Origin of the sequence: Anoxynatronum sibiricum (assembly GCF_039414295.1) — a bacterium.
In the GTDB taxonomy this organism is placed as follows: domain Bacteria; phylum Bacillota; class Clostridia; order Peptostreptococcales; family Tindalliaceae; genus Anoxynatronum; species Anoxynatronum sibiricum.
The window spans coordinates 1-10,066 of record NZ_JBCITM010000036.1; the positions used below are offsets into that span (position 1 = coordinate 1).

Sequence of the window (10,066 nt, forward strand, 5' to 3'; positions counted from 1 at the left end):
TCAGATTATGAATGTATTCTTAAATGCAGTTCCCGATACGCTAAGATGTAGGTTATTTGCAAGTACATAACTTTCAGCCGATTTCGGACGGATTATCTGTCAAAAACTGGTGGGAAAGTTGAGTTAATAATTGTGGTTTATGGGACAAAGCCCTCGCTATACCTAATCGTTGACGCATACCAAGCGAATATTTTGAAACTGGATGCCTATTTGTAGGCTGAAGATCAACAGCTTCTAACACAGATTTAACATCAACATTTTCAATCCCCATATAGGATAAATGAATCTCTACATTTTCCTTTGCCGGCAAGTGATCATAAAAAATAGGCGTCTCAATAATAGTACCGATGTTTTTTAATACTTTACGTCGTTGGGAAACTATATCCATTCCTAAAACCTCTGCTGTTCCCCCTATTGGCATAAGCAACCCTGAAAGCATTTTAAATACAGTTGTTTTTCCAGCTCCATTTATTCCTAAGAGACCGTAGATACTTCCTCTAGGTACTGTCATATTACAAGCCTTAATAACCTCCTCGCCGGAAAAAGTTTTTATCAAATTGTGGGTTTGTACTGCTGCTTCCTTCATCAAGATCCTCCTCTTACTATAGATGTTTACATACATTTATAATGTATGTATCTTTTAAAAATAATCTGCCCTAAGAAGGGCAGTTTATCATAGGTACATTTACTCTACTCTAATAGAATATTATCTGCATATTTTAGACAAGCCTCCATAACTTCATCGTCTATGATGGGTATCCCTAACCTATCAAACAATCTTCTCAAATACTGAAACTTGGAGATTAACTGTTTCTTGGTTACTAAAAAAACAGATGGGTTAGCCCAAAAATTTAATTGAAGTGTTATGGTTTCAGCCGTTTGTTTACTATCTTCTGCTCCAATAGAACCATCTTCTGCTCCAATAGAACCATCTTCTGCTCCAATAGAACCATCTTCATAACCTTCAATAATCCACTTTTCAATGATGGGCGCCAATTCTGTAATCGTTACTTCCAGCTGGCGAGCCAAAATCCTGGTGTTTTTCATTAGAGATAAATCAAACGTATATAGCTGTTGCTGTTCTGTGCTGGTTAAAGAATATAGTATTAATTTTTTAATTTTTTGTAGTCCAGTCATATTCTTTTCTTGTTCTATTTTAGCAAGCAAATCATTCTCACTAAACATTTTTGTCATTACAGCCTCTAAAATATCTTCTTTATTCTTAAAATGATGATAAACCGCTCCTCTAGTTAGCCCCCCCAGCTCTGCAACAATGTCCCCCATGGTAATGTTTTCATATCCTCTTTCTAAAAACAGCTTTGCAGAAACCTCTAAAATTAAATCAACTGTTTCCTCTGGATATTTATTTCTTGCCACATAGGTTCCTCCTTTACATACATTCACAATGTATGTTATCAGGCAATCCATTTATTGTCAATGCCATTGTCGTTAAGTATCTGCTTCTTCGTCCAAAAAGGCGACAACAATCTGGCCGTTGTCGGCGGATTCCTGGGGGCGTCTTTCATGCTGTCACCAATTTGACTGAATAAACACCAGCTTTTTTTCATCCGACAGGTGTTCTTGAAAAGCATAGCCCAGCCTGTCAAAGGATTTTAACCCATCGATGTCTTCTATTCTTTTTTCCGCCATAAACCTCACCATCTCACCCCTGGCCATTTTCACCAGGGTGCCCTTTTCGATGACTTTGTCCTCTTTCATTTCCCCAAAAACACAAGTAATAAACCGCACATCATCGGTCAAATGCCGGTAAACGGCCTTGCTGTATTCTTCCGAAGCCAGGTTGATGATGCAGTCGGCTTCAGCACACAGCCGGTCTGCCAGCTTGCTGCCCCAAAAGTCATAGAGGGAATCCACCTGATCGCCTTTGATCTTTGCCTGCATCTCCAACCGGTAAGGTGTCACGCCATCAAAGGGGCGAAGGATGCCGTAAAAGCCGGAGAGGATTCGCAGGTGTTCTTCTATGTACTCAAAATCCTTATTCTCAAAGACAATGGGGGCCATGTACTTGTACTGTATGCCGTCATAGGTCAAAATGGCCGGGGTCAGGTTGCGACGCAAATTCATTTTTCGAACCCGCTCTGCATTGAGAGTGGTAATTTTGTCACTGCAGCTCCAAATGGCTTTTAGCTCTTCATAGGTTTTGTCCTTGAGTTCTTCCAACAGCACCTGAGCCTCTTCCATAAAAACCGGAAGCTGCTGGTGTGACAGTACATCATTGGCTGTGTGCATGGCTTTCGCCGGAGATATGATGATGCGCATGGTGTGCTCCCTTTCTGTCAATACCGCCTCTATGGCTTACAAGCTGCCCTGGTGGAAAGAGATGGAACACCCTATACAGGTTTAAATCCATCAAGAGCAGGGTCGATACGCTGATGAAGGAATCAGTGTTTGAGGATTAACGCAGTGGCAAATTTGCTATTCGGCTTTTATAACCAGCCGCCAGTCTTTTGAATATATATTTTTTTAACATTTTCAATGACAAGTGCATACCCAAGAATCGTAGCAGCCAAATACAGATAGAAGATCGATGGCATGATCTCAAAATGAAAACTAACGATCCTGTGCAACAGAAATGGGATGGTTAATGCCGCAATAATCCCGCCGATGGTGGAGCAGATTAAGCGAATGTCAGCTCGAGACTGAATAAAAGGGATTTTTGAGGTCCGAATAAAATGCACAATCAGTGTTTGAGAAATCAGTCCTTCGATAAACCAGCTTGTCTGGAAGAAAGTCTTGGCAACATCCGTCACATTATCCACCGAAATCATTTCATAGCTTCTATGGGCAGGCATCAGATTCGCAAAGGCCACCATGTAACCCTGAGAATCTTTAATCGTGGCCACCGACGTTATCTTGAGGTAACTTTCGTTAAAGAACCCCAGGAAAAACTGCTTTTCTTTGCGCCCGTCAAACCACAGATCTGATAGTTGCTTCATTTCAGCAAGGTGCTCCTAAAAGCCACTGACAAATCTGGCGGTTCCATTACATTCTCTTTATTCCCTCATTCTAGCATATTTTTTATTAAGTATTGATGATATTAAGTTTTGAAGATTTTTGGTAAGCTTCTCTATTCCCAACCGGGCGTCTGTTCGCAGACAAAGCTGCGTTTGTTGTAGATTTTCAGCTTCTTAGCCAGTTCATCCTGCTCTTTGGTCACTTTCTTACAAGGTGTATTCTTTCTGTTTTTTCTGGGAAGATAGATAGCAGACCTCTCAGGGCAGGAGGATCCCTTTTTAATGGAAGGATTTAAACTCTATCTATATTTCTTCCTTCAGCGTGACGCGCCTGCACACAAATGCAAATACCATCATCATCACTCCGGCCACCCATCCGCCAAGGCTGAAGACGGGAGGCCCATACAACCCGATGCCCAAACCGGTCAAAACCAGCAGTGCCGCTAACACCCCGTAGACTTTCATCCCGTAAAGGGTCATGAATGGTAGATAGTGAGAGCCCACAATAATCATCGACGCCGGATAAAACCACATCGGTCTGTAAAGAATCACCGCGCCTACCAACAGAAAATTGATGGGTACTGTAAAAGCCACCTGAGCACCCAGGGCCCATAATCCGTTTTCTGAACCAACCCTGGCAGATCGCCCCATGATCCGCAGGGTCAGCTGGGTCAGCGGAAAAATTCCCATACATCCAAAAAACAAAAACAGCATACCGTGCAGTGGACTGCTCAGCACACTGATGGCAGCAGAAATGATCCATAGGAGCCCTGAAACAAGCTGTCCGGCAAAACCACCTAAAAATGCAGCCCGCATTTCCTTCTGGGCATTGTTAATCGCCGTCGCATCTAATCCATTCTCTGCCATTAATCAACCTCCTTCTCCAGGGTTTCTATTTCCGCCTTCAGACTTTCCACTTCCCTTTTCAGCAAACCTGCCTGTGCCAGTAATGAATTTCCCGGCTTCTTCTGCAATGAGTTCCGACTCTTCGTAATGGAGATAATGGCCGGTTTCAAGCTCCATCGACTTTCCGGTGGTGATCTGCGATAAGTAGTCATACAGGGCCTTCTTCCAGCCGGGCGCCACTTCTTCCTGCCCCTGGGAAATGAAAAAGACCATGGGTGTGTCCGTGGGAACCGGGTTTTCTGCCACCATAGCTGCATTGGTTCTCAGGGATCCAACTTCCCGTAGCATGTCTTTCGTAAAGGTACTCCGATAAAAGACAGCCATATAGGTTTCGTTGTCTTCCGCCGACAGTTCCGCCGACTTCATCAGTGGCAGCTGTTCCCCAATTTCAGGCTCCGGAATAAACCTGGTAAGGCCTGTTCGCGCCACCACATGCATGAAATACAACCGGCCTTTGTGCAGATCACCGATTGCCTCAACACTCTCTGGCGTCAATGGATCCAGCCCGACAATGGCTTTGACTTCATCCGGGTATTCTTGAGCCCAGTAGAGGGCCTCCAATCCGGACATGGAGTGGGGTACGAGGATGTACGGCCCCTTTTCACCGGAAAGCCGCAGCGGCAACCAGCATAATCACCATCAATACTGCCATTGCCACAACTCCCAGAGTCTTCACCATCATTGTTTCCCTCCCGTCTTCTCCTTACAGGATCGCTGATGAAATGTATCCCCTTGTCACATTATCACACCTTCTATCACTTTATCACACCTTCGCATGTAATGCTTTATCGCCATGACACATCTACCTGGAAAACCACTGAGCAGTCCCATCTCAAAAACTGACATTGTACAGCTATGGATACAACAAAAGCACTAAAAAGCCCATGGCGCAACGAACTCAGCACCATGAGCTTCAAAAAGTGTTGTGACTACAGTTTTTCTTCATCCCCTGTGGGCAATGGAAGCATTGGAAAATGAGGTGTAAAATGAGGTGCGATGTTGACTTGGATACACATCTCACGATATGTTTCACGACCTCCGTCCCGGTATGTATGTTGCAACCCTATGCAACCTTACAGGCCCTTGTCCGGAAGCATATTGAGCATCTTATCGTATTCTTGTATAATGGAACCAGAGAGGGTGAACATTCATGAGCATAAAAGTAACTGTGGTCGTTCAAAAAGAAGAAAATTGGTATGTGGCCAAATGCATTGAAAACAGCGTGGCCTCACAAGGAAAAACTATCGAGGAATCACTTGTAAATCTAAGGGAAGCATTGGAACTCTATTATGAGGATACCCCCTACGATACTGATACCGTTCCTACCTTTATCACAACGATGGAGGTAGCCATTTAATGGGATCAAAATACCCTGTCATGAAACCGGCAGAAATCATCAGCATTCTGGAAGCGTTGGGCTTTCAGAAAGTTTCACAAAAAGGCAGTCATGTGAAGTACAGGAAAGAAGGGAATCCCGCTGCAATGTTTCACGACCTCCGTCCCTATGCAACCTTCGTCCCTATGCAACCTTTCCGTCCCATGTAACGTTATGACACCCACGATGCAACTCCCGTATCGGCCAACTTACACCTCCAGCATTTGCACCAATTGCTTGCATGCGCTTATTGCTTCCTGGTATGAAACACCTTGCGCATATCCATTTGATTTGGTGTAGGAATCCCATCTGTTTTTCATGAGGGTGCTATTTTCAATACGGCCGATCACATCTTTCAACTCATCCGTGTTCAATGGTGTTTTTCTGTAATTGAACGTGTTTATACAAGCAAGTCTAAGTCTTTCTTGATCAATCTCCTGTCGTCGCAGCGTGATCAGCATGAACACATCATAAAAGTCTTTGCTTCTGCTATTGGCCAAATCTCTGACAAATATGGTGTGCAGTTTTTCTGCAAGCATGGTTTCAAAGTTGTAACTCAGTAACGATATTTTTCTGTTATCAAACAGTGTCTTGTACTCGTATACTACAGGAGCCGGGGTAATGGGATCACCTGTAGCAATGTCCAGGGGAATAATCTGTTTAATGTTCTCCAGTTGACAAAGGATCTTAATGCGAAATCCGCCATAGTCATCCTGCTCTCTGATAGGTTCAATGCTTTGAACACTGCACAGGACACCATCGTCTACTTTCACAGCGACTACTTCGTTCAAGAGCTTCAATACCGACTCCTGCTTCATTTCATAACCTTTGAGAAGCACATCCATATCCACAGTGGTTCTTTGAGTGATATCAATGATATTGGAGAGAATAAAACCTCCTTTGAATATGAAAAGATCTCCGTTAATATGAGCAATTCTTCTTAAAACTGCCTCAAGGAAAAAATATACCAGCGTGGTATTGAAACTCAGCTTCTTTTCCCTGGCTACCTGGTGCACCAGTAATGTCATCTTCTGCTTATTCATAAAAAACCTCCATCAGTTTCTGCACTTCCTGGGCAATCCCCATCTTTTCTGCGTAGAGGAACAGCACCATCATTTTTTTATCAGCACTCTTCCCATAGGTTTTCACTGTCTGTGCAAAAAGCTCAGAAGGCACTTTATCCCTGTTATTGATTAAATCACAGAGTGTGCGTTCCATGTCATAAGCCCGGACTGTGTTGCCAAAAACTGTGTTAACCTCCCTGATCCCCATCTCATATATTTCCCTGTTGACGTAATGAACTTTCACATTATTGGGCAGCCGATGGGAATTATACCCTCGATACACCGTCACGTCAAAAATCTGGGGAATCAGGTCCGTCTTTTCCAGAAGATATAGCGCAGACCCATAGGAATAAATGCATTTTCCATGAGTGAGCTGAAAAAAATAAAACTCATCATAATCTCCGGCAACATCAATGTAAATGCCTCTCCCTACTCTTGTCAGAATACCTTCCTGCTCCATTCTATAGAGGTATATACTCGGTATGGAATTTTTTTTGCACCATGACGCCGTGACAACACCCTGGCTGTTTTTCAGGTGCTGCATAATTTGCTCCCTGTACTTCATATCATCACCCACAATCCATTACACAGTATTGTTGCATTTGTGCGTACATTTTATCATTTTGTAAGCACAAAAGCAACATCCCTACACCACCCAATCCACCCTATGAAACACGTACAGCATAAACCGTGCCCGGGAACTGCCCACATACACATCCGCCGGGGAAGCCACGGGGGAGTCCGGGGTCACGCCGATGAGAAAGACAATGTCCGACTCCAGGCCCTTGAATTTGCGAATGGTGGTGAACTTGATGCCCTCTGCCCGGGGGTTGCCGGTGTCGTCCAGGGGCCATTCTTCAATGCGGTCCAGGCCGCTGAAGCTGCTGTTTTCCTTCCGGTGGGTGGAGAGCACGGTAATGCGCCGGGGCTTTACTCCCTGGCTCACCAGCCGGCGAATCTCCTTTTTAGCCAGGGCCAGCTCCTCTGCCGGGGTTTTCCAGGCAAAGGTCTGCACCTCCGGCCCTTGGGTGAGCTTATGGCGCAGGGTGAGGCCGGGAATCACCTGCTGCAGCCACTGGTTAATGCTCCGGGTGTTGCGCAGGTTCAGGGTCAGCTTATGGCGGGAGATGGGAAAGGCATCCAGGTCAATGAGCTGCCGGCGAAACAGGTTCTGGTCCGGGTCGGCAAAGATGTAAAACTCCCCCGGTTCCCGGAGCAGCATCTCCAGCAGGGCCACCCAGTCGTTGAGAAAATCCTGGCCCTCGTCAATGATGATAGCGTCAAAGCGCTGGTCAACCTCCAGGTAATCCAGGCATTCCAGGGCCCTGTCCGGCATCAGCCGGTCATAATACTCCTGCAGCTCCTCCGTCTTCCGCTGGAAGAAGGACTCCTCCACCCCGCAGCTGCGCAGCACTTCCTCCAGGAGGCCGTGGAAGTGAACCGCCCGGATCCCCTCCGCCTCCCGGGGAAACACATACTCGGCCAGATTGATGTTAAAGCAGGTGAGGAGCACCCGCTTCCCATGGGCCGCCAGCATCCGAGCCTTCTCCATGGCCAGAAAGGTTTTGCCCGTTCCCGCACCCCCCAGAAAGATCTTCCGCTTGTCGTACTCCGTCTCCTCCAGAATCCGGCCCTGCTCCTCGGTGAGCACCTTTTCCGCATTCCGGTGGAAGGCCTCCAGCCGGTCTTCCCAGGTGGCAAACACATTAAACCGGGGGTTCAGCACCTTGTCCAAGAGCAAACGGCAGGCCTCCGGCTCCGGACGGCCTCGTTTACCCCCAAAAAGGGCTACAAAAGCCTCCTCCAGGGCCTCAACACTTTCCAGGTGCGGGCCCAAGAGCAGGCTTTCTTCCTTCAGTGCATCCGGCAGGTTGCCACCCAGGCGCACACTGTCAGGAAAACACAGGGCATACTTAATCTTCAGGGGAAACACCCGCTCCCCCGACTTTTCCTGGTACTGGTGAAGCACCCCATACATGGCGTCACTGGCCTGTTTCAAGGGGTCTTTTTTCATGGGCTGGTAACGGCCCCTGTCCTTCAGCTCGTGGAAGGCTCCGTCCAGGTACATCACATCCCCCTGCTTCACCTCAATGGTCACAAACCCCATGGCAGGGTGCACCACAATAAAGTCGATCTCCCGGATGATGTCCGGCTGCCGGTCTTCCCCATCCTCTTCCCCATACTTGTAACTATGGAGCACTATGTATTCTGCCGGCAGCTGCATGGCAATGGTGTAAAAGCACCGCTCGCCCTCGTTCTCAATGGTCATGGGGTTCACATCGGGAATCATCCTGGCCATGGGGAAACCTCCTGTCTTGTCTGCTTGTCTATTTGAATAGTTTCTTCAGCACACTGAACACATCAAAGGTGGTTTTCTTGTAGATCTTGTTCTTAATGGCTCGCTTGGGGTTCTTGGCATACCCCATGCCCTTCATGCCGTACAAAGGGTTCACGGCACCTTTGGCTTTGCGCTTGATCTTCCCCGTGGTGCGAGCTCGTACTCTTTTCTTTAAACTTGGTGTTCGTAGGCCGATTTTCACGATTAGACCTCCTCGTCCATCAGTCATTCCTCTTCCTTCTCTGGATCAGACACATCATGGTATTCAACCTCAAAGGCCTTCAGAATGCCCTGAAGCTCTTCATCCATATACGTCAATGCCTGTTCACGCAGCTTTCCTGGTATTGAGTAGAATGCACCGGCAATGCCTCCAGTGATTGCCCCAATGGTGTCGCTGTCCCCTCCAATGGAAATGGCATTTCGAATGGCATCCTCAAAGCTGTCTGCTTCAAGAAAAGCCACGATGGCCTGGGGAACAGTTCCCTGGCAAGTCACATCAAATCGGTAAGCCTGGCGGATCTCTTCAAGGGTAAAATCCAAGGGATAATAGTGTTTCTCAATATACTCCCTGATTTCCAATTTGCTGCATCCGTTTTTCGCCATGTAGCCTGCCACCACGGTGGCCTCAGCCCCTTTTAATCCTTCCGGATGGTTATGGGTGACCTCCGTTACTTTCAGAGAAAGATATTTTGCCATTTCAAGGGAATTTGCAGCCAAACCACAAGCACTAACCCGCATGGCGGCACCGTTTCCGAAGCTGTTATAAGGCTGCGGATTGTCCGAATGAACCCAGGAATAAAACCAGGCACCAAAACCACAGTTGGGATACTGGCGACCAAGCTCCTGCATGTTTTTCACTGCCAGTTGGCCCAGATTGTCGTAATCCTTTCCGCATTCAGACAGGGCCTTCGCAATGGCCAGGGACATGATGCTGTCGTCCGTTACGCTGCAGTCGGGGTGGAACAAATCAAAGTCTTTGCTTTTATGGTTATGGCGTTCAAACCGCGAACCCACGATGTCGCCAATAATGGCTCCCAGCATGGTACCCCTCCTTATCTGACCCTTACCCTGTTAGACATCCTCTGTTTATTCCGAACAAGTTGACCGGCACCTTTCGGTCAGCTTAGGCCGTCTGGTTCTGATAGCTAGCGATAGCACTCACACCATTGTCATGATTCCCCCTGTTTGTTCTCTCGTTTAATTATCTTCTTATGCGCTTCTTCTGAAATACAGATCCGGCAGCATCACCCAACATCCCTTTATAACTCCCTCTATAACCGTGTCCCTGTATCACCGTTACGCTGGCTCCAAGCACTTGCCCAGAAGAAAATTCAACATCTTATCATGTTCTTGTATACTGGAAACAGCACGGGTGAGCATTCATGAGTATAAAGGTTACTGTGGTCGT

General features: G+C 46.7%; 12 protein-coding genes and 1 pseudogene. 2 read left to right on the top strand and 11 right to left on the bottom strand.

Features of this window, described 5'->3' with window-relative positions:
• Positions 1-73: 73 nt before the first annotated feature.
• The 6 genes and pseudogenes from AAIG11_RS17560 to AAIG11_RS17585 all read right to left on the bottom strand — a co-directional run bounded on the left by AAIG11_RS17560 (position 74) and on the right by AAIG11_RS17585 (position 4,451).
• A complete protein-coding gene (locus tag AAIG11_RS17560) occupies positions 74-586 on the bottom strand; it encodes an ATP-binding cassette domain-containing protein (protein ID WP_343187516.1) in 513 nt (170 codons plus the stop codon).
• A 104-nt stretch (positions 587-690) separates the two neighbouring features.
• A complete protein-coding gene (locus AAIG11_RS17565) occupies positions 691-1,377 on the bottom strand; it encodes a TetR/AcrR family transcriptional regulator (RefSeq protein WP_343187517.1) in 687 nt (228 codons plus the stop codon).
• A gap of 153 nt (positions 1,378-1,530) precedes the next feature.
• Positions 1,531-2,280 (bottom strand): peroxide stress protein YaaA, encoded by a 750-nt coding sequence (yaaA, locus tag AAIG11_RS17570; RefSeq protein ID WP_343187518.1) that lies wholly within the window; start codon positions 2,278-2,280, stop codon positions 1,531-1,533.
• Positions 2,281-2,447: 167 nt separating this feature from the next.
• Positions 2,448-2,960 (bottom strand): annotated as a pseudogene (locus AAIG11_RS17575) (phosphatidylglycerol lysyltransferase domain-containing protein); the annotation flags it as partial.
• Positions 2,961-3,278: 318 nt separating this feature from the next.
• Positions 3,279-3,842, bottom strand: coding sequence for a DUF7010 family protein (locus tag AAIG11_RS17580; protein ID WP_343187519.1), 564 nt, complete (start codon positions 3,840-3,842; stop codon positions 3,279-3,281).
• Between the two features lie 3 nt (positions 3,843-3,845).
• Positions 3,846-4,451: a hypothetical protein gene (locus AAIG11_RS17585; protein WP_343187520.1), complete on the bottom strand. Its 606-nt coding sequence runs from the start codon at positions 4,449-4,451 to the stop codon at positions 3,846-3,848.
• 580 nt (positions 4,452-5,031) lie between these two features.
• Here AAIG11_RS17585 and AAIG11_RS17590 point away from each other — a divergent pair.
• Together AAIG11_RS17590 and AAIG11_RS17595 are read left to right on the top strand one after the other, a co-directional pair.
• Positions 5,032-5,238, top strand: coding sequence for a type II toxin-antitoxin system HicB family antitoxin (locus AAIG11_RS17590; protein WP_343187521.1), 207 nt, complete (start codon positions 5,032-5,034; stop codon positions 5,236-5,238).
• Positions 5,238-5,426: a type II toxin-antitoxin system HicA family toxin gene (locus tag AAIG11_RS17595; protein WP_343187522.1), complete on the top strand. Its 189-nt coding sequence runs from the start codon at positions 5,238-5,240 to the stop codon at positions 5,424-5,426. Before AAIG11_RS17590 ends, AAIG11_RS17595 begins: the two co-directional genes overlap by 1 nt.
• Positions 5,427-5,465: 39 nt before the next feature.
• On the opposite strand, the gene AAIG11_RS17600 is transcribed toward AAIG11_RS17595, so the two are convergent.
• From AAIG11_RS17600 to AAIG11_RS17620, 5 genes are all read right to left on the bottom strand, one after another.
• Positions 5,466-6,299, bottom strand: a complete 834-nt coding sequence (locus AAIG11_RS17600) for a nucleotidyl transferase AbiEii/AbiGii toxin family protein (RefSeq protein ID WP_343187523.1) — start codon at positions 6,297-6,299, stop codon at positions 5,466-5,468.
• Positions 6,292-6,864: a type IV toxin-antitoxin system AbiEi family antitoxin domain-containing protein gene (locus AAIG11_RS17605; RefSeq protein WP_343187524.1), complete on the bottom strand. Its 573-nt coding sequence runs from the start codon at positions 6,862-6,864 to the stop codon at positions 6,292-6,294. Before AAIG11_RS17605 ends, AAIG11_RS17600 begins: the two co-directional genes overlap by 8 nt.
• 102 nt (positions 6,865-6,966) lie before the next feature.
• Positions 6,967-8,619, bottom strand: coding sequence for a nuclease-related domain-containing DEAD/DEAH box helicase (locus AAIG11_RS17610; protein WP_343187525.1), 1,653 nt, complete (start codon positions 8,617-8,619; stop codon positions 6,967-6,969).
• A 28-nt stretch (positions 8,620-8,647) separates the two neighbouring features.
• Entirely contained in the window at positions 8,648-8,860 is a 213-nt protein-coding gene (locus AAIG11_RS17615) for a hypothetical protein (protein ID WP_343187526.1), read from the bottom strand.
• A 23-nt stretch (positions 8,861-8,883) separates the two neighbouring features.
• Positions 8,884-9,699: an ADP-ribosylglycohydrolase family protein gene (locus AAIG11_RS17620; protein WP_343187527.1), complete on the bottom strand. Its 816-nt coding sequence runs from the start codon at positions 9,697-9,699 to the stop codon at positions 8,884-8,886.
• Positions 9,700-10,066 lie beyond the last annotated feature (367 nt).